19 protein-coding genes are annotated in these 24,964 nt (G+C 49.9%); 12 read left to right on the forward strand and 7 right to left on the reverse strand.

Annotated elements, in window-relative coordinates; genetic code table 11:
• Positions 1–301: 301 nt before the first annotated feature.
• The 5 genes from GBK04_RS07310 (at position 302) to GBK04_RS07330 (ending at position 9,535) form a co-directional block, all read left to right on the forward strand.
• Entirely contained in the window at positions 302–2,737 is a 2,436-nt protein-coding gene (locus tag GBK04_RS07310) for an outer membrane beta-barrel protein (protein ID WP_152758207.1), read from the forward strand.
• Positions 2,738–2,977: 240 nt separating this feature from the next.
• Complete coding sequence (locus GBK04_RS07315) at positions 2,978–3,907, forward strand: VOC family protein (RefSeq protein ID WP_152758209.1); 930 nt, start codon at positions 2,978–2,980, stop codon at positions 3,905–3,907.
• 25 nt (positions 3,908–3,932) lie between these two features.
• Entirely contained in the window at positions 3,933–5,474 is a 1,542-nt protein-coding gene (locus GBK04_RS07320; RefSeq protein ID WP_373330791.1) for a GMC oxidoreductase, read from the forward strand.
• Between the two features lie 72 nt (positions 5,475–5,546).
• Positions 5,547–7,481, forward strand: coding sequence for an amylo-alpha-1,6-glucosidase (locus GBK04_RS07325; RefSeq protein ID WP_152758211.1), 1,935 nt, complete (start codon positions 5,547–5,549; stop codon positions 7,479–7,481).
• Between the two features lie 110 nt (positions 7,482–7,591).
• The gene (locus tag GBK04_RS07330) at positions 7,592–9,535 is read left to right on the forward strand and encodes an ABC-F family ATP-binding cassette domain-containing protein (RefSeq protein ID WP_152758213.1); all 1,944 of its coding nucleotides are present in this window, start codon (positions 7,592–7,594) and stop codon (positions 9,533–9,535) included.
• Here GBK04_RS07330 and GBK04_RS07335 read toward each other — a convergent pair.
• Entirely contained in the window at positions 9,532–10,113 is a 582-nt protein-coding gene (locus GBK04_RS07335; protein WP_152758215.1) for a Uma2 family endonuclease, read from the reverse strand. The two genes, GBK04_RS07330 and GBK04_RS07335, sit on opposite strands and share 4 nt — an antisense overlap.
• Positions 10,114–10,254: 141 nt before the next feature.
• Here GBK04_RS07335 and GBK04_RS07340 point away from each other — a divergent pair, with 141 nt between their 5' ends.
• Both GBK04_RS07340 and GBK04_RS07345 read left to right on the forward strand, forming a co-directional pair.
• Entirely contained in the window at positions 10,255–11,553 is a 1,299-nt protein-coding gene (locus GBK04_RS07340) for a type IX secretion system plug protein (RefSeq protein WP_152758217.1), read from the forward strand.
• A 306-nt stretch (positions 11,554–11,859) separates the two neighbouring features.
• On the forward strand, positions 11,860–12,282 hold the full coding sequence (locus GBK04_RS07345) for a hypothetical protein (RefSeq protein ID WP_152758219.1): 423 nt from the start codon (positions 11,860–11,862) through the stop codon (positions 12,280–12,282).
• A 99-nt stretch (positions 12,283–12,381) separates the two neighbouring features.
• On the opposite strand, the gene ychF is transcribed toward GBK04_RS07345, so the two are convergent.
• Both ychF and GBK04_RS07355 read right to left on the reverse strand, forming a co-directional pair.
• Entirely contained in the window at positions 12,382–13,482 is a 1,101-nt protein-coding gene (gene ychF / locus GBK04_RS07350) for a redox-regulated ATPase YchF (protein ID WP_152758221.1), read from the reverse strand.
• Between the two features lie 285 nt (positions 13,483–13,767).
• Positions 13,768–14,100: a DUF3276 family protein gene (locus tag GBK04_RS07355; RefSeq protein WP_152758222.1), complete on the reverse strand. Its 333-nt coding sequence runs from the start codon at positions 14,098–14,100 to the stop codon at positions 13,768–13,770.
• Between the two features lie 258 nt (positions 14,101–14,358).
• Here GBK04_RS07355 and GBK04_RS07360 point away from each other — a divergent pair, with 258 nt between their 5' ends.
• Together GBK04_RS07360 and GBK04_RS07365 are read left to right on the forward strand one after the other, a co-directional pair.
• Positions 14,359–14,832 (forward strand): septal ring lytic transglycosylase RlpA family protein, encoded by a 474-nt coding sequence (locus GBK04_RS07360; protein WP_152758224.1) that lies wholly within the window; start codon positions 14,359–14,361, stop codon positions 14,830–14,832.
• A 90-nt stretch (positions 14,833–14,922) separates the two neighbouring features.
• Positions 14,923–15,837, forward strand: a complete 915-nt coding sequence (locus tag GBK04_RS07365; protein WP_152758226.1) for a DUF58 domain-containing protein — start codon at positions 14,923–14,925, stop codon at positions 15,835–15,837.
• Positions 15,838–15,866: 29 nt separating this feature from the next.
• Here the strand turns inward: GBK04_RS07365 and GBK04_RS07370 are convergent, their stop codons facing one another.
• Both GBK04_RS07370 and GBK04_RS07375 read right to left on the reverse strand, forming a co-directional pair.
• The gene (locus tag GBK04_RS07370; RefSeq protein ID WP_152758228.1) at positions 15,867–16,262 is read right to left on the reverse strand and encodes a hypothetical protein; all 396 of its coding nucleotides are present in this window, start codon (positions 16,260–16,262) and stop codon (positions 15,867–15,869) included.
• A 20-nt stretch (positions 16,263–16,282) separates the two neighbouring features.
• Complete coding sequence (locus tag GBK04_RS07375; RefSeq protein WP_152758230.1) at positions 16,283–17,086, reverse strand: immunity 49 family protein; 804 nt, start codon at positions 17,084–17,086, stop codon at positions 16,283–16,285.
• A gap of 536 nt (positions 17,087–17,622) precedes the next feature.
• Between GBK04_RS07375 and GBK04_RS07380 the strand changes: the two genes are divergently transcribed.
• On the forward strand, positions 17,623–18,780 hold the full coding sequence (locus tag GBK04_RS07380; protein WP_152758232.1) for a hypothetical protein: 1,158 nt from the start codon (positions 17,623–17,625) through the stop codon (positions 18,778–18,780).
• Positions 18,781–18,835: 55 nt separating this feature from the next.
• On the opposite strand, the gene GBK04_RS07385 is transcribed toward GBK04_RS07380, so the two are convergent.
• On the reverse strand, positions 18,836–20,287 hold the full coding sequence (locus GBK04_RS07385) for a redoxin domain-containing protein (protein ID WP_152758234.1): 1,452 nt from the start codon (positions 20,285–20,287) through the stop codon (positions 18,836–18,838).
• A 77-nt stretch (positions 20,288–20,364) separates the two neighbouring features.
• Here GBK04_RS07385 and GBK04_RS07390 point away from each other — a divergent pair, with 77 nt between their 5' ends.
• A complete protein-coding gene (locus tag GBK04_RS07390; protein WP_152758236.1) occupies positions 20,365–21,138 on the forward strand; it encodes a YdcF family protein in 774 nt (257 codons plus the stop codon).
• Positions 21,139–21,220: 82 nt separating this feature from the next.
• Here the strand turns inward: GBK04_RS07390 and pfkA are convergent, their stop codons facing one another.
• Entirely contained in the window at positions 21,221–22,195 is a 975-nt protein-coding gene (gene pfkA, locus GBK04_RS07395; protein WP_152758238.1) for a 6-phosphofructokinase, read from the reverse strand.
• A gap of 279 nt (positions 22,196–22,474) precedes the next feature.
• Here pfkA and GBK04_RS07400 point away from each other — a divergent pair, with 279 nt between their 5' ends.
• Entirely contained in the window at positions 22,475–24,949 is a 2,475-nt protein-coding gene (locus GBK04_RS07400; protein WP_152758240.1) for a hypothetical protein, read from the forward strand.
• Positions 24,950–24,964: the final 15 nt, after the last annotated feature.

Below are 24,964 nucleotides of genomic sequence, written 5' to 3' on the forward strand. Positions count from 1 at the left end.
TAAGGTACCCTGAAAGTATCACTTTCCATTTTCAACTTTCAATTTTCCCTTAAAAAACTCCCCTTCATCCCCATTTTTAGCCGTTTTAAAATAATTCTCTTCTTTCGTGCAACTTTCTGTCCTTCCTTCGCATCACTAGTCCGAAGGCTTGAAGTACGCATTGCACCTATCCACTCCACTCATCCAAATTATATTCCTTTTGTGTAATAAAAGGTTCTATGCAATACATACTACCTACCTTTGAAGCATAATAAACGCTAGCGAAATTCCATCGCAGCGAAAACATAACCATCTATTAGCCATGAAATTTTTTACCTACCTGGTAGCTCTGCTACTGGTTCCGGCCTTTCTTTGGGCTCAGAATAACGACCGCGGCTCCATATCTGGCTCCGTCCTCGACGAAAAACAGGCCGCTTTTCCCTTTGTCAATGTACTGCTGCTAAAAGCTAAGGACTCCACCCTGGCAAAGGGCATGACCACCGATAACGACGGTAAGTTTGCGTTTGAACAGGTGGAGGCAGGCCGCTACCTGACGCTGGTTTCGATGGTCGGGTACCAAAAAGTATACAGTCCCGTCTTCGTGGTGGCCAATGCACCTGTTCAACTTTCGGCCGTGACGCTTTCCGTCAGTGCCGAGCTACTGAACGAGGTGAAAGTGTTAGCCCAAAAACCTTTCATCGAGCAGGAAATCGACCGCACGGTCGTCAATGTAGAGAATAGCATCGTATCGGCTGGGGCCACGGCGCTGGAAGTACTGGAACGCTCGCCGGGTGTGGTGGTAGACCAGCAGAATGATCGTCTTCAATTGCGCGGAAAAGCGGGAGTCATCGTGCAAATCGATGGCAAACAGACCTACCTTTCCCAAACGGAATTGATGAACTTGCTTCGTAACACGCCCAGCGACAACATCGAGAAGATCGAACTGATCACCAATCCGTCGGCCAAGTACGACGCGGCCGGCAATTCGGGAATCATCAATATCAAGTTCAAAAAGAACAAGAACTTTGGCACCAACGGCAACTTCTCCCTCGGAGCGGGGTACTCGCGCTACGGCCGTGGCAATGGTTCGCTGGCGCTCAATCACCGGCAGGGTAAAATCAACATTTTCGGTAATGGTAGTTTTTTTGCCGGAAAGGGGTTCAACAATAACAATATCTACCGCAAGATTCCCTACGAGGGCAATGTGACGATTTTCGATAACCGCACCGAGCGGATCTGGGAATCGCAGAATTACAGCGCCCGCGCCGGAATGGATTACAGCATCTCGGACAAAACCACTCTGGGTGTACTTGCTTCGGCTTTTTTCAACGACTGGGCCACCCCCGAAGGGATTGCCACGACCCGTATCCTGGACGGAAATCTCGACTTGCAGCAGTCGTTCGTGACCAAATCTACCAGCGGCCAAAAGCTTAAGAATGTAACAGCCAACGTGAATGTGAAGCACAAATTTGATGACAAAGGCAAGGAGCTGACCTTCGATGCCGACTACGTGCGCTACGGTGGACAAAGCTTCAATAACCTGAATACTACCTACTACAAACCCGGCGGTGCAATGGATGGTACCCCCGATCTGGTGCGCAACCAGATGCCTTCGACCATCAACATCGGCGTGGCCAAGATGGATTACGTACAGATGCTGGGTAAGGGAAAATTCGAAACCGGACTGAAAACCAGCTACGTGGCTTCAGACAATAACATGACGTTTGAGGTGAAGCAGGATGTCTGGACGATCGACCCCAACCGCACGAACCGATTTAAATATACCGAAAACATCAATGCGGCTTACATCAATTATGGCGGCAAGCTGGGCACCAAAACTTCATATCAACTGGGGTTCCGGGCCGAGCACACACATTCGGTAGGCAATTCGGTGACGCTGAACGATGTACGCGACCGCAACTACCTCAATCTGTTTCCGAGCGTATTCCTGTCGCGGCAGCTGGATAGCAGCAACGTGCTGAATTTCTCGTACAGCCGCCGCATCGACCGGCCCAACTACCAGTCGCTCAATCCATTCGAGTTTTATCTGGACCCTTATACGTTTCAGCGGGGCAATCCCAACCTGCGTCCGCAGTATACCCACGCAGTGCAGTTGACGCACGTGTACAAGAATTTCCTGAACACCAGCCTTTCGTACAGCCGAATCAACGATCTGATCGCCAGCGAGGTACCTCACCAGATTGCGTCTGAGAACAAAACCTACGTGACCACCGAGAACCTCGACAACCAGGACAATCTGAACCTGACCGTTTCGATGCCGATTCCGGTGGCGAAGTGGTGGACGCTACAGGCCAACTTTACGGGTTCGTACAACCGCTACAAATCCTATTACCAGGACGCGCTGTACGATGTGGAGCAGTTCAATTACAATATAAACGCCAGCAATCAAATCAAGATGGCCCATGACTGGACGGCCGAGCTGTCGGGCTGGTACAACAGCCGCGCGGTGTACGGGTTCTTTGTGGCCAAGCCGCAGGGCATGATCAACGTGGGCTTGCAGAAAAGCATTTGGGAAAAGAAAGGTACCCTGCGCCTGAACGTCAGCGACATTTTCTGGATGAACAGATTCCGGGGTACCTCCGAATTCCAGGACATCAGCCTTCGAGTGAATTCGACGTGGCCCAGCCGTCAGGTACGTCTGACGTTCACCTACCGATTCGGTAATCAGAACGTGAAGGGTGCACGGCAGCGCAATACCGGTGCCGACGATCTGCAGCAGCGCGTACAAACGAATTAATACCCAGTAAAGACGCGACTTTGCGCGTCTGGCGGGTCAAAGGTCTAATCCTCATACGATTAGTTTAGGTTAAGAATCCAGAAATCCATTCCTGAGTCAGGGATGGATTTTTTGTTTCGTGGTCGGGTACCGAAATGGAATAGTAGCCTGGAAAAACAAAATTGCTAGTCAAATAGTACTCTTAGGGTACCCGGCGCATCGGTCGCCCTGGTTCGTTTTGTTCTTCATCAGCCCAAACCTATGCTTTCGCGCGTTGCTCTTACAGTCAAAGACCTTTCCCGTTCCCTTGCCTTTTATGAAAAAACCCTGAATTTCAGGCCCATGGGCCGCTACACGATCGACGCCTTTACGGCCGGTCGGCTATTCGGAATGCCTGAGGACGGTATGACCGTGGAGGTAGCCGTACTTTCGCTGGGGGATGAAACCATCGAACTGATGGAGTTCCAAACCTCAGCCACCGGCGATGAGATTCCGGCGAATTCCCGAAGCAATGACCGTTGGTTTCAACATCTGGCCCTCGTTGTCAGTAATATGGACACAGCTTACGAACATTTGAAAATGTTCGACATTGAGCCGATTTCTCCGTCGCCTCAAACGCTGCCGGGGTATCTGGAAGCGGCCGGAATTTCTGCCTTCTACTTCAAAGATCCCGACGGACACGTACTTGAACTCATCCATTTTCCCGCTGACCAGGGTGAATCCAGATGGCATCGACGAAAAGCAGGCCTTTTTCTAGGCATCGACCACACCGCAATTGTGGTGAAGGAAACGGCCGCCAGTTGGCCGTTTTACCAAAAACTCGGCCTGAAAAAAGATTCCCAGACCAAAAACTACGGCCTCGAACAGGAGAAGCTCAACCAGGTGGACGGTGCCCGGCTTCTCATCACGGGCCTGAGATTTGGTGAAGGCATGGGCATCGAATTCCTTGATTTCAAAACTCCGACCGACGGCAGGCCATTTCCAACAACCGCCCGGCCCAACGATCTGATTCATTGGCATACCGTGGTCACGGTGGAGGATGTGGGCAGGGTTTTCGATGAACTTATGACCCTGGGGTACCCTCTGATTTCAAAGAGTATTACGGCGGTCAGTACCCTGAATGGGGAAGCAAAACATGGTTTTCTACTGCGTGACACCGATGGACACGCAGTACTGATTTCAGAAAAATAATTTACCCAAAACATTTCCTTAACACGTGAGCGACACCCACTACGACATTATAATTATCGGTACCGGCGCCGGAGGTGGCACGATGCTGGATACGTTGAGAAAATCGGGCAAACGGATTCTGGTATTAGAGCGAGGTACCTTTCTGCCCAAAGAAAAAGCTAACTGGGATGCCGGAGAGGTATTTCAGAAAGAGCGATACCATAATGCCGAAGACTTTCTGGACGACAGAGGGGAACCCTTCCAGCCCGAGACTTCCTACTGGGTGGGGGGCAGCACCAAATTCTACGGCGCTGCCATGTTCCGCCTGCGCGAAACCGACTTTCAGCGCGTACAGCACGCGGGGGGCGTATCGCCCAAATGGCCACTGACCTATGCTGATTTCGAACCCTATTACACCAAGGCTGAAAAACTGTATAGCGTCCACGGCAAAAGCAACCTGGACCCCACCGAGCCCTACCGGAGCGCAGGGTACCCCCACGATGCCATCAGCCACGAACCAGTGATCCAGGAACTGTACGACACCCTCACCCACAAGGGGTACCGTCCTTTTTACCTGCCGCTGGGAATCCGGCTCAATGAGCAGGACCCGCTCCGCAGCGCCTGTATCCGCTGCGACACCTGCGATGGATTTCCTTGCCTCATCGACGCTAAGGCCGACGCGGACGTTACCTGTATCCGCCCGGCCCTGAATGATTCGAACGTCACGCTGCTGACCCATGCGCGGGCTACCCGCCTCCTGACCAACGCCCAAGGCAACGAAATAAAGGCGGTGGAGGTAGAATCCGGAGGTAGCCAGCGACAATTTTCGGCGGATATCGTCGTGGTATCGTGCGGAGCGATCAACAGCGCATTGCTTTTTCAGCAGTCGGCCACCGACCGGCACCCCGACGGCCTAGCCAATCGGTCGGGACAGGTAGGTCGCAATTTCATGAAACACCAGAACGCCGCCATCATGGCCCTGAGCCGGCAGGCCAATCCCACGGTTTTTCAGAAGACCCTGGGATTGAATGATTTTTACTATGGCGACAAGGAATTCAATTTCCCGATGGGACACATCCAGTTGATGGGCAAAGCCAATAAGGATATGATCGGTGCCGATGCACCCGCTCTGGCCCCTGACTTCGTGCTGGAGAAAGTAGCTCACCACACGACCGACTGGTGGCTGATGGCCGAAGACCTGCCCGATCCTGACAATCGGATCGAGCTGCGCAAGGGAAAGAGAATTCTGCACTACAAGGCGAATAACGAGGAGGGGTTTAATCGACTGCGCACAAAATGGAAGGCCATTTTGCAAGAATGTACCCCCTGTGACTCCACGCTCGACCATACGCTATATTTTGGCAAAACCATTTCGCTGGCAGGCGTTTCGCACCAGAACGGAACCATGCGCTTCGGTACCGACCCGGCTACCTCCGTACTGGATTTGAACTGCAAAACCCACGAAATTGATAACCTGTACGTAGTGGATGCCAGTTTCTTCGTGTCTAGTGGAGCCGTGAACCCGTCGCTAACCATCATTGCCAACGCCATCCGGGTGGGTGAACATATTCTGGATAGGATGAAATAGCCGGGTGGAGAAACGACCGTCGGAAAAATCTGGAACGAAGTTTTTTGTGTATGGCTGAAACTTTACAGACAAATGCCCCACTTGACCCACCCGGCTCCCACGAATTCCTGGAATAAGAACGAATGGCTGATTACCAACGGCCTCGGCGGCTACGCTTCTTCTACGCCTAGCGGCCGCAATACCCGCCGCTACCATGGGCTCCTGGTAGCTTCCTTCGACCCACCCACCAACCGCCGGGTGCTGGTTTCAAAAGTGGAGGAAACCGTAACAAATGAAGCAGATATTTCCTTCGAACTCTTTACCAATCAGGCCGGGACGGAGGGCAACGAATTTCTGGTCGGTTTTGAAGTCCATCCTTTTCCTACCCAACGCTTCGAGACAGACGGCATTGCGCTGAGTAAGTCGCTATGCATGGTGCAAAATTCCAACACAACGGTACTGGAATATTCAAATATCGGCGCACAGACCTTAGCCCTTAAAATTAACATAGTACTGGTCAACCGCGACTACCACAGCTTGCAGAAAAAGGATGCGGGGTACCTCTTTACTACGCACAACTCAGAAGCGGTAAAACAGATTACGGCCTCCCCCGGTGCCAAACCCTTGTACCTGGGTTGCGATGAAAAATTTTTCTGGACTGAAATCGGCGCTTGGAAAGAAGGCTTCGAGTACGGGGAGGAACAGGAGCGCGGCCTGGATTTTCGGGAGGATTGCTACACGGTGGGAGCAGTAAGCCGTCGCCTGGAACCTGGGGAAAAATGCTACCTGACTTTCTCTACCGAAGCAAATATGGCCAGGGCCGACGGTCAAATTTTCCGAGAAAAAGCACTGGATTTTTATCAAAACAACACCCCTGCTACCGATGATATTTTTCTGAATGATTTGATCAGGGCGGGTCAGCAGTTTCTTGTGCACCGCCAGTCCACCGACTCGGCTTCGCTCATTGCGGGGTACCACTGGTTCACCGATTGGGGGCGCGATACGATGATTGCCATGCGCGGCCTTTGCATCGCGCTGGGCAAAAAAGCCGAATCCGAATCCCTGCTCCGTACCTTCCTGCATTACCTTGACCGGGGTATGATCCCCAACCGCTTCCCGGACGTCGGCCAAACGCCCGAGTATAATACCATCGACGCTACGCTGTGGCTATTTGTGATACTGCACGATTTTCATGAGCGATTTAGTGATCTGGAATTTATCGCAGAAGTTTTTCCAAAACTCACCGAAATCATCGAGTATCACAGGGCGGGTACCCGCTACGACATTCACGTCACGAAGGAAGGCTTGCTGTTTGGCGGTGAGGGGCTGGTTCAACTTACCTGGATGGACGCCCGCATGGACGACTTTGTACCTACCCCCCGGCATGGCTGTCCGGTGGAGATCAATGCACTGTGGTACAATGCCTTGATGATCCATCAGAAGTTTTCACAAATGCTAAAACTGGGCGATGGTTTTACGGACGACATCCGGCTTTTCGTGGAAAATTTTGTCCGCTTTTTTTATAATGAACAGGGGTACCTTCATGATGTAGTGGTACCCCACGAAAAAACTGACCCGAGCATCCGTCCGAATATGATCTACGCCGTCAGCCTGCCCTATACCACCTTGACCCGGGAGCAGCAAAAAGGCGTTGTTTTAACTGTCCAACAGCATTTACTAACGGACTACGGCCTGCGTACACTCAGTCCCGGGCATCCTGATTTCCAGCCTGTATACGGGGGCGGTCGCTATCAACGCGATGCAGCCTACCATCAAGGTACCGTATGGCCTTACCTGTTGGGCGATTTTATCGAAGCCTATCTGAAAGTACACGACGAAGCGCCCCACGCCAGGGCGCAGGCCAGAATCTGGCTCAAACCGCTCGAAATTCATTTTTACGAAGAAAACTGCCTGCATGGCATTTCCGAAGTATTCGATGGCCTCACGCCCCGCATCGGCAAGGGTACCATTCACCAGGCGTGGTCGGTGGCGGCCCTGATCCGGTGCCTTCTGGCCTTACAGAATTAACCCCAATCAGCTTTTCTAGGGCCCAGTACATTTTTTGCTTCTGGCCGCAGGCCTGCATTTCAGCCGCAGGTCCGGAATGAATTTTGGCATTTTCACCGTACCTTTGCGGCATGATTGCGATAACGAACCTCAGCTATTACCTCGGCGACCGCGCGCTCTACGACAGCGCTTCGCTGCATATCAAACCCAAGCAGAAAATCGGCCTGATCGGCCTGAACGGCACGGGAAAATCCACATTGTTGCGCCTGATCGACGGCGAATATCAGCCCGATGAAGGTACCATTTCCAAATCGGGCGACTGCTCCATTGGTTTTTTGAATCAGGATTTGCTCTCTTACCAAAGCGATGACTCCATTCTGTCGGTGGCGATGCAGGCCTTTGAGCGGCAGAACGAACTGCAGGTACAGATCGACAAGATTCTGCACGAAATGGAAGCCAACTACCGGGACGAACTGGTGGATAAGCTGGCCCGCGCCCAGGACGAATTCGAAGCCCTGGACGGCTACACTATTCAATCGAAGGCGGAGGCCATTCTGGAAGGATTGGGTTTTTCGACCGACGACCTCCACCAGCCCCTGCGGCTGTTTTCGGGCGGTTGGCGGATGCGGGTGATGCTGGCCAAGCTGCTGCTGCAAAAGCCCGCCCTGCTGATGCTCGATGAGCCTACCAACCACCTGGACCTACCTTCTATTCAATGGGTGGAGAAGTACGTTCAGAACTACGAAGGGGCTGTAATTGTAGTTTCCCACGACCGCGAGTTTCTGGATAATGTGGTGGATACGATTGTGGAGGTTTCGGGCGCGAAACTGAATCTGTACTCGGGGAATTATTCTTTCTACGAGGAAGAAAAAACGCTACGCAACGAAATCCAGCGGGGGGCTTACGAAAATCAGCAGGCCAAAATCCGCCAGACCGAACGCTTCATTGAGCGGTTCAAAGCCAAAGCCACCAAAGCCCGGCAGGTACAGAGCCGCGTGAAGGCCCTGGATCGCATGGAAACGGTAGACGAAGTGATCGACGAAAACGCCAAGGTGCATTTCCGGTTTCAGTTTACGACGCAGCCAGGCCGCCACGTGTTCCAGTTGGAAGATACCTCCAAAGCCTACGGTGAGAAGCTCATTCTTGATCATACTAATATCAGTATGGAGCGGGGCGATAAAATAGCCCTGATCGGCGCTAATGGGCGCGGAAAATCCACCGTGCTCCGGATCGTGGCCGGCACGGAAGACATCGAAGGTACCCGGCGGCTGGGACATAACGTGTCGTTCACTTTCTACGCCCAGCACCAGCTGGAGTCGCTAAACATCACCCACAACCTGATCGAGGAGTTGAAATACGCCAACCCTACCAAATCCGAAACGGAATTGCGGACGGTACTCGGCTGTTTCCTGTTCACCGGCGATGATGTGTTCAAGAAAATCAAGGTACTCTCAGGGGGTGAGAAATCGCGGGTGGCGCTGGCCAAGGTACTTCTCTCTCAGGCCAACTTCCTGCTGCTCGATGAGCCTACCAACCACCTGGATATGCAGTCGGTCAATATTTTGATCCAAGCTCTGCAACAGTACGAAGGTAGCTACATCGTGGTGAGTCATGACCGGTATTTTGTGGAGTCCATCGCCAACAAAATCTGGTACATTGAGGATCATCAGATCAAGGAGTACCCGGGTACCTATGAGGAATACGAGTTGTGGCTGGAAGAACGCGGCCTGGAGTCGGCCGTGAGCGAGAAGGCCATTGTCAGCAGTGCGCCGCCGCCCAAAAGCACCGCCGCCCCGGCCTCCAACAATGGGCAGAAAAAAGAGGGTACCCCCAAGCCTGACAATCAGAAAGCGCTGAAACAGGCGCAGAAATTGATCAGTGAGTTGGAAGCAACTATTTCGGAACTGGAAACCGAGAAGAAAGCTCTCGAAACCCAACTGGCCGATCCGGCTTCGTACGCCGAAAAAGGTACCTTGGAAAGGTTGAACGAACAATACGCCCATACTCAAAAGAAGATCGCCGACACTACGCAGGCCTGGGAAGTCGCCATGCTGGAAGTAGAGGAATTGAGTTAGGTACCTAAATCTTCCGTTTGGTCATAAATGTCACGTATTGGCAGAGTAAAACCGATGCTGCTCAGTTCGATGCTGCCCTCGAGAGTATAGTTTTCGGACATGAGCGACCAAAAACCCCGTTCGCTTTTGCGAAATACTTCAGCGGCCACCCTCTGCGAATCGATTAGCGCGTACTCTTCCAATGTGGGGATACTACGATATAACTGAAATTTCTCTCCTCGATCGTAACTTCCTGTACTCTTGGAAAGTACCTCGACAATAATCTTAGGATTCAGGAGCGTATCGTTTTTTTCGTCTATGAATTCTTCTTTTCCGCACACTACCAGTAGATCCGGATAGGTGTAGAGACTATTGGCAGGAATATGGATCCGTAAGTCGCTGGAATACGAACGACAGGACTTGCCTTTTAGAAAAAAACCTATGTCAATTGACAGATTTTCCGTAATCCGGTTGTGATTGCGTCCAGCGCCAGCCATGGCAAACATCTCTCCCTGATAGTATTCACTTTTGTACTCAGCTTCGCGTTCGAATTCGAGGTACTCTTTGAGCGAAATCTTTTTTGGGGGTTGGGCCGTCATAGGCTTCGGCACGTTGTTTTAGCAAAAATAACAAATATCGAAGGCAATCCCGATAAATAACGCCGTCGTTAGGCGATCTTAGGTATCTTTTCGTTTAGTTTAACGGTCGGTTAAAACCTAACTTCATATTTTTCCAATCCCATGTTTCGTGCCTGCTTCCTATTGATATTGTTTAGTCTTTCCGTCATTTTCAATACGTTCGGGCAGGCGCAGTTCGCTGATGTGCGGCTGGAAGATTACATTTATTCCGAAACCATCAAGACCGTTCTGCTGTATCCCGCTACCGGCAGCCCCGATGATCCCCGGCGGCTTATTGGCCCGCCGGTCATTCAGTTGGGTGGCGACCGGCCGCTGGCGCTGGAATTTGACGATCTTACCGCCGACTACCGGGGGTTTCGGGCGAAGCTCATTCACTGCAATGCCGACTGGAATAAATCGGTGCTCAACGACATTGAATATACTTACGAGTACAACGATTATCCCATCACCGAATTCCGGCAGTCGTTCAGCACGAAGGTACCTTACTACCACTACCGGCTGGAGGTACCCCGCGTGAAGGTTTCGGGCAATTATGTGCTGGTGGTTTATTCGGAGCGGCAGCGCAAGCCCGTTTTCACTCGCCGTTTTATGGTGTACGAAAATCAGGTACGCATTGCCGCCCAGGCACGCTTTTCGCAGGGTATCCGGGAGCAACGCACCGACCAGCAAATCGATTTCAGTCTCGATTACAAAGGCTATCAGATCATTTCGCCTCAGAACGACCTGAAAGTATTTATCCGCAAGAACTTCCGTTGGGATAACGCAAAGTCAGGTTTCAAACCTACCAATGTACGGCCCTTCGATCAGGTACTCGAATATCAGTTTTTTGACCTGGAAAATACGTTTCCCGGCGGCAACGAATTCCGCTATTTCGATAGCCGCACGCTGGCGGCCCGGGGTTACGGAATTTATGAATTGGAACGCTTATCCGAATTCACCCGTCTGATTCTGGCCCCTGACGAATCCCGCGCGCGAGGCGCCTACATTCAAATGGACGATTTGAACGGACAGTACATCGTGGATCAGCGCGAATCGGGCCAGGGTAGTAACGAAGCTGACTATACGCCCGTAGTTTTTACCCTCCGCATTCCTGAGGTACCTGGTGCGTCGGTTTATGTAAATGGCGGCTTCAACTTATGGCTTCTCAATGATCTTAATCGCATGACCTACGACGCCGATTCTGAGTCCTACCGGGCGGTCATTCTCCTTAAGCAGGGGGTGATAAATTATGATTACGCCACGGTTGATAAAACCTCAGGTCAGGTAGACGAGTCCTACGTAGAAGGAAACTACGCTGCTACTGAAAATGATTACGATATCCTGGTGTACAACCGCCCGCCAGCATCCCGCGCCGACAAACTTGTAGGCTATCGTACCGTAGAATGGAACCGCCGCCGTTAGGTGTGAATTCCTGACGAAGCTTAGCATGGGCCGGTTTATTAAGTATTCCCTTTTCTGACTACAGTCCTTTTCGCTGAACCCCTATTTCCATTCTTTTAAGCAAAAATGGAGCTAGGGTCAGTAATTTTGGGGCTATTTGTACGCAATTGCTGGATATTTACCGAAATGTACCTTAAATTACAACCTAAGAAAATCTTGTAATAATTAAATTATTTATAAGATTTATTATGATTTTATAGTTATACCGATACATTTGCGTTTAAAGTATAGTTTTTGTGTACAAATCCTAAATCCACCGATCTCCACATGCCTCAAATAGAAGATACTTTCGCCATAACACCCAACCTGCTGGTAACCCGCCGTGAAACTGATATCATTGACTGCCTGACTGATCATAACGAAATGCCCCGGGATTTTGAAGAGAACCAGGTACGTTCATTTTTCGTAGGAAAAGACTTTCATCTGGTACTTTACTTTCCGCAGCAACAAGACCGCGGTTTCCAGATGTTCGTAGTACGTGATTTCTCGATCCATGTGGACGAACTATTCATGCTGCGCGATCTTCTGGCCCAATTAATTCAGCAAGGCCAAAACACGGCCATGATGAAAAAAGCCCATTATCGGGTAGACCATATTCTGCACATGGCGCACACTTTCCGGGCTCTGCTGCATAACAACGACCCACTGCCCGAAGACGATTACCTACCCGGGGCATTTCTGAATCATTGATATTACGAAACAATAAGCAAGAAGAAAGGCGCGGAAAGAATTTTCCGCGCCTTTCTTCTTGCCTCACACTGGCCTATCATCACTAATCGTCAGCCAGGGCTACACATTGAACCGGAAGTGCATGATATCGCCGTCCTTGACAACGTACTCTTTACCCTCCACGGCCATCTTACCTACTTCCTTTACGCCTGCTTCCGTCTTGTACTGGACATAGTCGGGTAGTTTGATTACTTCGGCCCGGATGAATCCTTTCTCAAAATCGGTATGGATCACGCCCGCCGCCTGAGGAGCTTTCCAGCCCCGCTGGATGGTCCAGGCGCGTACTTCTTTTACACCCGCTGTGAAGTAGGTGATCAGGTTAAGCAACGAATACGATGCCTTAATCAACCGACTCAGCCCGGATTCCTGCAGTCCATATTCGTTTAGAAACATAGCCTGTTCCTCAGGATCTTCAATTTCGGCAATCTGTTCTTCGATGGCCGCGCACAGCGTAATCACTTCGGCGTTCTCGTCCTTTACGGCTTCGCGCAGTTTCTCCGAAAACTCATTGCCCGAAATCATCGATGCCTCATCTACGTTAGCCACATACAACACGGGCTTGATGGTAAGGAGCTGCAGATCACCGATAGCGCCTTCGCGTTCTTCGGGAGTGAAAGGCAGGGTCCGGGCGCTACGTCCCGCTTCGAGGGCTTCTTTGTACTGTTTCAGAATTTCCAGATCGGCTTTGGCTTTAGCATCTCCGGCGCGGGCACCTTTCTCGACTTTCTGAATTTTCTTATTAACCGATTCCAAGTCTTTGAGCTGCAACTCGATGTCAATGATTTCCTTATCAAAAACCGGATCGACCCTTCCTTCCACATGCACCACATTGTCGTCCTGAAAACAGCGGATTACGTGTACAATGGCATCTACCTCCCGGATATTGGCCAGAAATTTGTTGCCCAGACCCGCCCCCTGACTCGCGCCCTTGACCAGTCCGGCAATATCTACAAACTCGATGATAGTCGGCAGCACCTTCTGAGGTTTCACCAACCCCGTAAGTATCTCGAGGCGCTCATCGGGTACCGTGACCACCCCTACATTGGGTTCGATGGTACAAAAGGGGTAGTTGGCCGCTTCGGCCTTGCCACTGGAAATGGCATTAAAAAGAGTGGATTTTCCTACATTGGGTAATCCTACTATTCCGCACTGTAAGCTCATTTATTTACGGGATAATTGACCGCACTGGCGGCCTGGAATGAATGAAATGGACAATATACCGTGGCTTGGATAAGTACCTATACGCCACGCAGCTACGCTTTCTGCGAAACAAAGCGCAAAAGTACGGATTAACGGGCTAAAAACTAAAAAGCCTCCGGAATGAATCCCGGAGGCCTTGAAATATATCAATTCCGCAGTAAAGTACAAATCAAATGATTGGGTATAAATGGATCACCATAGCCTGCTTTTTATCCTTTGAGTTTCCTTCCTCCATCCATTGAATTGCTACTCCCATTTCAATTCGGTCCCATTGAGGCCATCGAATTCCTCTTCCTTCACTTCATACTGAGAAAAATCAAAATCCGGCATCAGTTCGGTTTTAATGTGGTTCACAGATTCCTGCAAAGCATCGATAAATTTGTCAAAGTCTTCTTTGTACAAAAACAATTTGTGTTTTTCGTACGTGAAGCCATCTCCCTGCGGATGACGCCGGCTTTCAGTAATTGTGAGGTAGTAATCATTGGCCCGTGTCGATCGGACATCGAAAAAATATGTGCGTTTTCCTGCCCTTACCCGTTTTGAGTAGATTTGCTCTCTGTCTTCCACTATATGTAGCAATTTATGGTTAAATCGAACGCTAAAATAGAAAGTATATTGTTCGTAACAAAAACTTTTCTCGATAGCTTTCCTAAGCCAGTACCCCTAAATTTATATATTTTGATAAATACGTTGTACTAATCAAATATTTAGTACATTCTTAAAATGGCTTTCCGTTATCTTTGACGAAAATTGCCAGGAAGAGTACCAGTCAGACGCCTGATCTTTCGTATCAATTCAAAGGTAGTCTGGCTTCATGTTTCACCTAACCCCTAGGGTATGAACATTCAATCCTTCTTTATCTATCTGCTGGTCAGCTTTGCAAAACCCTCCCCCGATCTGCTGGCTGACCTTGGTAAAACCCAAACCGGAATCGCCTCGTACTATGCGGCTAAATTCGATGGGAACAAAACGTACTTCGGCGAAATTTTTGACAACCAGGAAATGACCGCCGCCCACCCTTCCCTACCTTACAACACGCTGATTGAGGTTACGAATCTTGCCAACAACAAAAAAGTTACGGTACGGATCAATGACCGGGGACCGCACTCCAAAAGCCGGGTGCTTGACCTGAGCCGGTCCGCCGCGCGGGAAATTGGGATGGTAGCCACCGGTGTGGCCAAGGTGATTGTGAAGGTAATCGGACGGGATGGCCTAATTCTGCTCGCCTCCCAAAAAAAACCGGTTCCTGCCGACGTCCCTCAGGTAGCGGAGCAAAGCAAACCCGTAGAGGAGGAAGGTTTTCTCTACTAGGCTTTCCCGAGAAATAAACTGAGCGTTCGTATCTTCGTGGGAGAAACTTACGTTATGGGTTGGTAGCCGATAGCGAACAGCCCATTCATTATGAATAAACGCCCACTGGATTTATCGAAAGTAAGGGAATTCGGAAACCTGGAGTTCCTGGCCCGGCAAATGGTCGAAGGCTTCATCACGGGGCTGCATAAATCGCCTTTCCATGGGTTCTCGGTGGAGTTCGCCGAGCATCGCCTCTACAACACCGGCGAAAGTACCCGGCACATGGATTGGAAGGTATTCGCCAAGACTGACCGTCTGTTTGTGAAGCGCTATGAGGAAGAAACCAATCTGCGCTGCCATCTGCTGCTCGATACCTCATCATCGATGTATTATCCCGAAGCAGACTACGGCAAAATAACGTTCAGTATCATGGCAGCCGCCTGTCTGGCGCATTTGCTCCAACGCCAGAAGGACGCCGTAAGTTTGACCACTTTTTCGGATCAGATCGAGGTACAAACGCAGGTCAAGTCCACGCCTTCGCATATCCACAAAATCCTGCTTGAGCTGGAAGGTTTACTACAAAAGCCCCGTCCGCTCAAAAAAACTTCCGTGGCCGAGGTGATTCACCTGATCGCCGAGAAAATCCACAAGCGTTCGCTGGTTGTACTGTTCAGCGATATGTTCGAAGATCTGGAACATAGCGAGCAACTTTTTTCGGCTTTGCAACACCTGCGGCACAATATGCACGAGGTACTCCTTTTCCACGTCACCGACCGTCGTACCGAGGAGCAGTTTGCCTTTGAAGACCGTCCCTACGAATTCATCGATCTGGAAACGGGCGAGAAAGTCAAGGTACAGCCGCATCAGGTACGTGACCAGTACCAAGCGTTTGTGAAACAATTTTATCAGGATCTCAAACTCAAATGCGGTCAGTACAAAATTGATTTCATTGAGGCTGACATCGCTCAGGGATTTGACCCTATTTTGACCGCCTACCTGGTGAAGCATAGCAAAATGCGGTGAGGTTCGGATGGAGCTTCTAGCAATTGACTCTAAATTCTTTTGACATGGCATGCCTGTGGAGACACAGGCCGAGGTGAAGGGTAGCTGGATTTGCTGAAAGCGGAATACGGCCCCGTGGCGGAGCTGGCTCCGCGAAACGTGAGGGCGATGCCGATATGATCTTTCTCCCAGGCATCACCCTTCCAGATGGAGTTGGGGGAGAAATCACTCTTATAAAGTGCGCCGATGCCCGTCATCGTGCCGTCTTCCCGGAAGGTGACCGAGACGGGGCCGGAGTTGCCCGACTCGCTGGTGAAGGTGGCCTGCCAGGTGCCAAGAAGGTTCTTCTCGATGATGGGGGCCACGCAGATTTCTTCTTTTTTGTCTTGGCAGGCGGTGAAGAGGGCTCCTGCCAGTAGCAGCATGATTGTGCTTTTCTTATACATTGTTTTTGTTTTGAATGTTACTACTCTCCTTTTGAAAAATCATATGTTTCCTCGTAGTGCGCAAATGGCTTGACGGGATACAACTCGTTAGCGATGCTCACCAGCGGGTTCTTGATTTCTAGTTCGTAGCCATACATCCAGGCCAGCTTGGTATAGGTGATGCCAGCCATTGATAGCAGTTCGTTTTCCCAAGGACCTGTTTCAGGATTTACCTTCTGACGGGGTTTATGAATTTTAGCAGAGGCTACACCTTCGATGGCTTTAACCATATTATCTTTATCACCTTTTATTAAGGAGTCAATGAAGTGTACGTCATACATAAATCTTTTCGCTACTTTAATTTTTTCTATCTGTTGAAGTATGGAACGGGTCTCACTTATCTCATCTAAGATAAGATGTTCTATTGCCACATTAATTACTACTAGTGGATAAATTTCTTTAAAAAGATATCTCTCCCTTTCAGGATAGGTGAGACATGGTCTTCGATAGATCAGAGCACTGTTATCGCTAAGCAGCGTATCTGTCCAATGGAAGTAGCCATCCAAAGCATCGGAGAAACTAATATTCCCACCAACAAATTTTGAGCTTATTGCAGGGGCGTTCTGCAAAGGCATCAGGGCCTCATCTAACCGCCCACATAGGTAAAATTTCTGTTTGGCACCCCCAGCATTTTTATCTATCAAGTAGCAAAACCACCCTTCAACATGATGCCCAGTCCATCGTGTTGAATGAGTATTTCCGTTGAGAACAGAAAATTCACGAGACAACAACCATCTGAAGCTCTCTACCACTCCTGATAGCCTTGTATATGGTTCTAGTATCATTATTTAATCTATTATTTTTTGAACTACCACATCAGCATTCTCCTTATTTACAGCAACTATTGCCTTGTACAGTTTAGTTCGGTTATTATCTAATTGATCTATAATTATAGTTCCTAAAAGGAGATACAATTCTGGAAAGGATCGAAGATTTGGGGTATAGGCGGGTGCTCAAGTTACAGGACCGCTATTATTTTCAAATTTCCGCCCGTATCCCAATAAGAAGAAGCTTGGAAAAGGGCCAATGGAAAGGAGGTAAAGGCTTTTCTTCCTAGTGGTTGTGGATGGTTACCCAAAATAGAAAATCCCAGAAAAAATCATCAATTTCCTTTCGGTAATTAATGGAAAATTTATCAAGTGGTAGGGTCACTCCCCCTTTTCTCACTTCCTGAACTCTTCATAACGGGGCTTTATAGGTTCACTGTATCGCTGACCATGACAGTTGAATTTTTGCCACATACTAATTCAGAACGTCCCTGCTTGCCTTTGCCAGGTACCCGCCGTAATTTTGCTGCGTAAATCCTCTAAAGCACGTTCTAATGATGAAACGCCTTTTATCTCTTTTCCTTTCCTCTCTCGTCATTCTGGGCGTAGTCGAAGGACTCCAATCCTGTAAATCCGCAAAAAAATCGCTGAAACGCGGCGATTACGACCAGTCGGTACTACGGGCCATACCTAAGGTAAACGACAACGCCCGCTCTTCTTCCGCCGACATTCTCAAAGAAGCCTACCCTTTGGCCCTGCAGCAGCACCTGGACGATTTGAAACGCCAGGAAAACGATTCTGATCCTTTCCGCTGGGAACGGGCGGCGGAAACCTACACCCAGTTGAATACGCTCTATAATGCCATTCAGGGATGCGCCAATTGTGCCCGAATGGTAGCAGCCCGCAGCTTTTTCGACCAGGAACGCGACGCGCGCGACAAGGCCGCCACTGCTCGCTATGAAGCCGGACAAGGTACCCTGCGGCAGGGCGGACGCGAAAACGCGCGCCGGGCTTTTGAGCATTTTGAGGTAGCCAACGCAATGGTCCCTAACTTCCGGGACGCTACCCGGCTGATGGACGAAGCCTACGAGACGGCGTCATTTAAGGTAGTGGTGGAGCAGGTACTGGTAACTTCAAGAGCTTACCAATTGAGCAACGCCTACTTTCAGGATCGGATCAACGAGTTTTTGCAGACCAACCGTCGCCTCAATAAATTCGTGCGCTTCTACACTCCGCAGGAAGCCACGAACGACAAAGTCCAGCCCGACCATGTGGTCACGCTGCAATTCGACGATTTTGTAGTAGGTCAGACCTTGGTAGAACGAAATACCGAAGAAGTGACCAGCAAGGACAGTGTAAAGACCGGCGAAGTAACGGTGGATGGCAAGAAGGTACCTGTGTACGGAAAAGTAAAGGCCAAGCTGTCGCGGAATCGCAAGACCGTCATATCCAAGGGGTTGCTGGATATGCAGATTCAGGATTTTGGTAGCAAGAAAATAGTCTTTCAGGACAAATTTCCGGGCGAGTACCGCTGGGTATCGGAATGGGGTAGTTATAATGGCGACGAACGCGCCCTCACAGCCGATCAGTTGCGCATGACTAAAGCCCGGGAGCAAAACCCGCCCCCACCCCAAGACCTGTTCATAGAGTTCAGTAAGCCCATCTACAACAGCCTGACAAGCCGGTTGCGGAGTTTTTATGAGAAGTATTGAGTAAATCAAAAAAGCCAATAGCTGTTAGTTGATTGCTATTGACTTTTTTGATGGGCTATTTCACCGAAGCACTTTTGGTGCCTTCTTTGGCATTGTTCTTCAGGTAGAAGTTAAAGAAATCGTCCAATTGCTCAATGGGCATCCGGCGGGCAATAATCTTTTTGTTTTTATCCAGAACGTAGATGGTAGGCGTGGAAAACACATCGTACTGCGTACGGTAATCGGTACGGGATGTGTAGTCATAGCCATTTAGAATTTCCTCTAATTTATACTCCTTGATAAACTTCTGCCATTCGGCGGGATTCTGCTCGGTAGCAATGGCTAGTACCTTGACGCCTTTGGCTTTATTAGCATCATAAAACTCCTTCAATTTGGGAGCGGCTTCCTTGCAATGTCCGCAGGTAGGTGAGAAGAAGAACAACACCGTATAATCAGCCTTGATGCCGTGAATACTGATAGGTTGCTGATTTGGATTAGTAAGGGTCAGATCGGGGATAACACGATTTACTAACAACGGTTTCATACTGGCTACCCGCTCACCAATCCGCTTTTTGGCGTCGTCCGATACCTCCATCTCACCCGAGAGATAATACTTTTCAGCCATGTGCACAAACACGCCCTCCGTACCTACTACCTTAGGATTTTCATATTCGCTCGTAAAATAATAGATGATTCTGGATCTCAACTCCTTATTCGCTGCCGCTTTTTTTATGAGTGCATCCGCATCCTTAATAATAGAGTCAGGTACCTGTACGATCAAATCCTTAACATAACGCTCCAGCTTGGGCTGTACGAATGGCGTTCGTAGCATACGGGCGTCCGAAAAGTCGAAATTGTCCCAATAGTGCGCTTTATAATAGTTGAATACCCACAGTGAATCTTTTTTGCCGTTCGCCAGCATGGGAGCTGGTGGAATTACGGGGTCCATACTGGCTTTCAGTAATTTGGCGGTAAAACTATCTCTGTTTTCCTGCAAGAACTTCTGCTGGTAGGTCGTGAATTGCTGCTGCAGATCTTTGATTTTTTTATCCGTTACCGCGGTACTCGCGTCATCATTTTTAAGTTTTTTCTCCGCATTCAAGGCTTCCACCTCCGTCATAATTTGATTGAGTTTCTGCTGGTATTCATAAAAAGCCCGGTTTTCTTCCGAGCCATTCACTACCATGCTCTTAACAACGCTGCTGGTGTCTGTTTTTAAAGAAAATTCCGTTTCCTTTCCAGAATATACGATTTGAACCAGTTTTTGCTGGCCCGGCAGCAGGATCAGGTACAGGCCACCCGGTAGCGGGTCGGTACCTTCAAAGACCATCCGGCCATTGGCATCGGCCCGGGCAGTATCTTTGGCAATGAACTGCTGACCGCTGTAATTATAGTGCCCCAGGATACAACTCGTGTCTTTCAAGCCAACCAGAGTGGCTTCAATCCGATAGCCCTGCGCTGCCGCTAATCCGCTACTTAACATAGCCCATAGGCCAAGGCATAGCGTACCGATCAAACCTTTTTTCATATTTTTACTTTTCCGAATGAGAAAACAATCTGCAAATTTAACCTCAAAACGATAGAATCGTTCCCCCTCGTACCCTCATGTTCTTTTTTCTATCGAAAACGCTGGATTTCTTCCTGATGCCCCTGAGCATCCTTCTTCTCTTGCTCCTATTTGCTTTTCTTACCAAAAACCCCGTAAAATCCCGCCGTGCCGCGCTCACAGCATTCATTTTACTCTTTGTCTTCTGCAATACCTTTTTAGTCAACGCCGCCTTTCGCTGGTGGGAATATCCCCCCCGCAACCTGGCCGACATTCGTGAGCCCTACGATGTCGGGGTTGTGCTTACAGGCGGAATGACCCGATTATCCAGCCTCAAGGCTGACCACCCGGGTTTTGGCCGCCACGCCGACCGTTTCCTTCAGGCGTATCTATTGTACAAAGCGGGCAAAATCAGAAAAATCCTGATCAGTGGCGCGGACAATCCCTGGAAAATGAAACTGAAACTCGATGACGGACAACAAGCCGCCCGCCTGCTGGCTCGCTGGGGAGTAGCTCCAGGTGATATAATATTGGAGGAGTTTTCGCGCAACACCCATCAGAACGCGGTGAACTCTGCCGCCGTACTACAGCGTACCTTTCCCAAAGGCCGTGTTCTGCTAATCACTTCTTCGTTTCACTTGCGGCGCGCGGTAGAATGTTTCAAAAAAGAGAGGGTGCGTGTCGACGTATTTCCGGCCGACATCTACGGCGTAGAGCTCTACCCTACCCTCAATGATTGCATCCGTCCCGATCCCGACGTTTTTGCGCAAGTCCATTTACTCTGGCGCGAATGGGTAGGGTACGTGGTTTATAAGGCAATGGGGTACTGTTAGGTATTCCACCCCTGATTCAGAACGCTTGCTGACCTAAAAGCAAGAGATTCCGTGCCTTGGATACTTTTCACTCCGCTCCTTTTCAAATACTTAGTATCTTCACCATACGAAGAAGATCTTCATTGATAGGCTTTGGCAGGCGAATGGTGTCCTCAAAGGGAGTATAGACCAGTTCGTTGTTGATAATTCCCGCCATGACATTGCTTTGTCCAGCCATAAGACCTTCCAGCGCCCCCAAGCCCAGGCGACTGGCCAGAATTCGGTCCTGAGCCGAAGGCGAGCCACCCCGCTGCGTGTGGCCCAGCGTTGTCACGCGGATATCCACCTGGCCATCCACTTGTTTTTTAATCTTTTCGGCAATCTGGGAAGCATTTCCCTCTTCATCACCTTCGGCCACTACCACGATGGACGAAGATTTGGAGCGATTCCAACCCTGCTGGAGGGTATTGATGACTTCCGAGATTGGGGTAAGTACCTCGGGTACCATCACTAGTTCGGCACCACCCGCAATGCCCGACTGAATAGCGATATAACCCGAGTCGCGACCCATTACTTCAATAAAGAAAATCCGGTCGTGGGAACTCGCTGTGTCGCGAATGCGGTCGATGGCGTCCAAGGCCGTATTGACGGCTGTATCGTAGCCAATGGTATAATCCGTGCCGTACAGATCATTGTCGATGGTACCCGGCGCTCCTACGGTAGGTATGCCAAACTCACGCTGAAAAACCATCGCTCCCGTGAAGGTACCGTTTCCGCCAATGGCTACCAGCCCTTCTATACCATGCTTCTGAAGTTGATCATATGCCTTTTTACGCCCTTCCGGGGTAAGAAATTCTTTACTGCGAGCCGATTTGAGGATTGTTCCACCGCGCTGAACTATATTACTTACCGAATGAGAAGACATCTGGAATACATCTCCTTCTATCATTCCGTTATATCCTTTTCGTATTCCAAATACCTCAATTCCGTGGTAGACAGCCCCACGTACAACGGCTCTGATACAGGCGTTCATACCGGGCGCGTCTCCACCGGAGGTAAATACTGCAATTCTTTTCATGTATTTTGGTCAGGTTACTACTACGTATAGTGCGATTGATTCCCAGAAAATTCTCTGTTTTGGCACAATTGCCACAAATTTATTGGGTATTTTCTAAAAATTGGCGGCTAAATAGGGTTTTTTAGCATAAAACCTCAAACAAGGTTTGTATTTTTCATAGTTCAAACATACGCCAATCCTTCTATATTTGTGCCAGTTAATCAAAATTTAACGTATCACAGCAACACTTCGGGAGCTAGCGACTACATGTCTTTCCGAGCAATACGAAATTAACTTTTCATGAAAAATCAGTTCTCCTGGCAACGCGTATGGCCTCATCTGGTAGCCGTTGTAGGCTTCGCAGTCTTGTCTCTGCTGTATGCTTCTCCCGTCCTGAATGGCAAACGCCTGAACCAGTATGACGACGTGCAGGCCAAAGGGGCGGCACGGGAAGTGGTGAAATATCACGAGGAAACCGGCGAATGGTCGTCCTGGACCAACAGTATGTTTGGCGGCATGCCGGCCTATCTGGTGGCTGGCGACTACCCGACCAGCATTTCTACCAAGCTCGGACGACTTATGAATAGCCTGCTGCCCGCTCCGGCCAACTATTTCTTGTTAACAATGCTCTGCGCCTATCTGCTTTTTCTGGTATTGGGGGCTAATTTGTGGCTCTCTGCCCTGGGAGCCGTGGCGTACGCCTTTGGGTCGTACCTGGTGACCAGCCTGGAAGCAGGCCACATTTCCAAAATTCTGGCACTGGGTTATGCGCCCGGCGTTATAGCCGGGGTACTGTTAGCTTTCCGTAAAAACTGGCTGGCTGGCGCCGCCCTCACAGGCCTGTTTCTTGGCCTGGAATTGTACGCCAATCACATTCAGATCACCTACTATCTGGGCATCGGTATTATTATATTGGTTATGTTGGAAAGCATTACACTCCTGAAAGCCGGACAAACCCAGCAGCTCATCAAAATTCTGGGCGGCCTGGCCCTGGGGGCCGTGCTGGCTTTGGGTACCCATACCACCCGCTTGTGGAACGCCTATGACTATACTAAGGAGACCATCCGGGGCAAATCGGAACTAACGCCTCCTGCTGATGCCCCTACCCTCAATAATCAGGATGGGTTGGACAAAGAGTATGCTTTCCAGTACAGTTATGGGATCGTCGAAACCCTCACGCTACTGATTCCCCATCTGTACGGTGGCCCCTCGCAGGGATCGCTGGATGAGAAATCGGATACCTACAAAACCCTGGTCAATCGGGGCGTAGACGCCGCTAACGCCCGTAATTTTGTTCATGCCCTGCCGCTGTATTGGGGTACACAGTACAGCACGGGCGGCCCGGCCTACGCCAGTGCCATTATTTTCTTCCTCTTCATTTTAGGTTTATTCATTGTCAAGGGACCCATCAAATGGTGGGTGGCGGGCGTCACCCTACTTTACATTGTGTGGGCCTGGGGCAAAAACTTCGCTGGCCTCAACTACCTGTTCTTCGACTATTTCCCAATGTTCAACAAGTTTCGGGCCGTGACCATGGTACTTTCGCTGGCCCAGTTGCTTATGGTGATACTGGCAATAGTGACGCTGCGTGATCTGGCGCAGCGGAAACATACGTTCACAGAAATCTCCCGTCCTTTTTTCATCAGCATCGGCCTCACAGCGGGGCTGTGTGTAATACTTGCCCTGGTACCTACCCTGTTTTTCAGTTTTCGGGCCGAATCCGATCCGCAGTTTGTCGCGAGCCTAGCGCAGAGTAGCCAGGATCAAGCTTTTGCCCAGCAAATCATGAATTCCATCGTCAAGGATCGTACCAGCATGATGCGTTCCGACGCTTTGCGCTCAGCTGTGCTGATTCTGCTGGCTGCGGGGTTAATCTGGCTATGGATGAAAGAGAAAATCAGAGCAGGTCTGCTGTATCCGGCTCTTTTGCTGCTGATGATTGGCGATATGTTCGGGGTAAGCAAACGCTACCTGAATAATGAGGATTTTATCAGCAAATCGGCCGCTCAAGCTCAAATATCCCCCAGTCCTGCCGACGAGCAAATCCTGCGCGATCCTGACCCCGACTACCGTGTGCTGGATGTACTGCGCAATACGTTCAACAACGCCGAGGCTTCTTACTTTCATAAATCCATCGGAGGGTACCATGGCGCCAAAATGCGCCGCTACCAGGAACTGATCGAAAACCAGATCGCTAAGCCTAATGCCAATCCGGGCATTCTGAACATGTTGAACACCAAGTACATTCTCACCCGCGATCAGCAGGGTAATCCGGCCGTACAGCAGAACCCTGACGCCCTGGGTCACGCCTGGTTTGTAGAAGATTATAAAATCGTCCCAAACGCCGACGCCGAAATGAAGGCCCTGGATTCTTTGCAACCGGGAAGGACTGCCGTAATAGATCAGCGGTTTGCGGCTAATCTCAAAGGTTTGAGCATTCAAGCCGACAGTACCAATTCGATCCGGCTGACTAGTTATAAGCCCAATGAACTCATCTACACGAGTACCGCGCGGAGTGAGCAGCTGGCGGTATTCTCAGAGATGTATTACAATGTCCGTGACGACTGGAAGGTAACCATTGACGGAAAGGCAGCCCCCCTGCTCCGGGCCGACTACGTGTTGCGTGCCCTACGTGTCCCGGCGGGCCAGCACACGATCACATTCCGCTTTGAACCTACTTCGGTCAGCACGGGTCATATTGTCGATTTGATAAGTTCTATCTTACTGGTGGCCCTGATTGTAGGGGCGGTAGTCGTGGAGGTCCGGCGTACTTAGGTAATAAGATTGGCC

Origin of the sequence: Salmonirosea aquatica (assembly GCF_009296315.1) — a bacterium.
Classification (GTDB): domain Bacteria; phylum Bacteroidota; class Bacteroidia; order Cytophagales; family Spirosomataceae; genus Salmonirosea; species Salmonirosea aquatica.

Coding starts and splice junctions, on each gene's coding strand:
- GBK04_RS07310 (WP_152758207.1), top strand. CDS start 302: ATGAAATTTTTTACCTACCTGGTAGCTCTGCTACTGGTTCCGGCCTTT.
- GBK04_RS07315 (WP_152758209.1), top strand. CDS start 2,978: ATGCTTTCGCGCGTTGCTCTTACAGTCAAAGACCTTTCCCGTTCCCTT.
- GBK04_RS07325 (WP_152758211.1), top strand. CDS start 5,547: ATGCCCCACTTGACCCACCCGGCTCCCACGAATTCCTGGAATAAGAAC.
- GBK04_RS07330 (WP_152758213.1), top strand. CDS start 7,592: ATGATTGCGATAACGAACCTCAGCTATTACCTCGGCGACCGCGCGCTC.
- GBK04_RS07335 (WP_152758215.1), bottom strand. CDS start 10,113: ATGACGGCCCAACCCCCAAAAAAGATTTCGCTCAAAGAGTACCTCGAA.
- GBK04_RS07340 (WP_152758217.1), top strand. CDS start 10,255: ATGTTTCGTGCCTGCTTCCTATTGATATTGTTTAGTCTTTCCGTCATT.
- GBK04_RS07345 (WP_152758219.1), top strand. CDS start 11,860: ATGCCTCAAATAGAAGATACTTTCGCCATAACACCCAACCTGCTGGTA.
- ychF (WP_152758221.1), bottom strand. CDS start 13,482: ATGAGCTTACAGTGCGGAATAGTAGGATTACCCAATGTAGGAAAATCC.
- GBK04_RS07360 (WP_152758224.1), top strand. CDS start 14,359: ATGAACATTCAATCCTTCTTTATCTATCTGCTGGTCAGCTTTGCAAAA.
- GBK04_RS07365 (WP_152758226.1), top strand. CDS start 14,923: ATGAATAAACGCCCACTGGATTTATCGAAAGTAAGGGAATTCGGAAAC.
- GBK04_RS07370 (WP_152758228.1), bottom strand. CDS start 16,262: ATGTATAAGAAAAGCACAATCATGCTGCTACTGGCAGGAGCCCTCTTC.
- GBK04_RS07375 (WP_152758230.1), bottom strand. CDS start 17,086: ATGATACTAGAACCATATACAAGGCTATCAGGAGTGGTAGAGAGCTTC.
- GBK04_RS07380 (WP_152758232.1), top strand. CDS start 17,623: ATGATGAAACGCCTTTTATCTCTTTTCCTTTCCTCTCTCGTCATTCTG.
- GBK04_RS07385 (WP_152758234.1), bottom strand. CDS start 20,287: ATGAAAAAAGGTTTGATCGGTACGCTATGCCTTGGCCTATGGGCTATG.
- GBK04_RS07390 (WP_152758236.1), top strand. CDS start 20,365: ATGTTCTTTTTTCTATCGAAAACGCTGGATTTCTTCCTGATGCCCCTG.
- pfkA (WP_152758238.1), bottom strand. CDS start 22,195: ATGAAAAGAATTGCAGTATTTACCTCCGGTGGAGACGCGCCCGGTATG.
- GBK04_RS07400 (WP_152758240.1), top strand. CDS start 22,475: ATGAAAAATCAGTTCTCCTGGCAACGCGTATGGCCTCATCTGGTAGCC.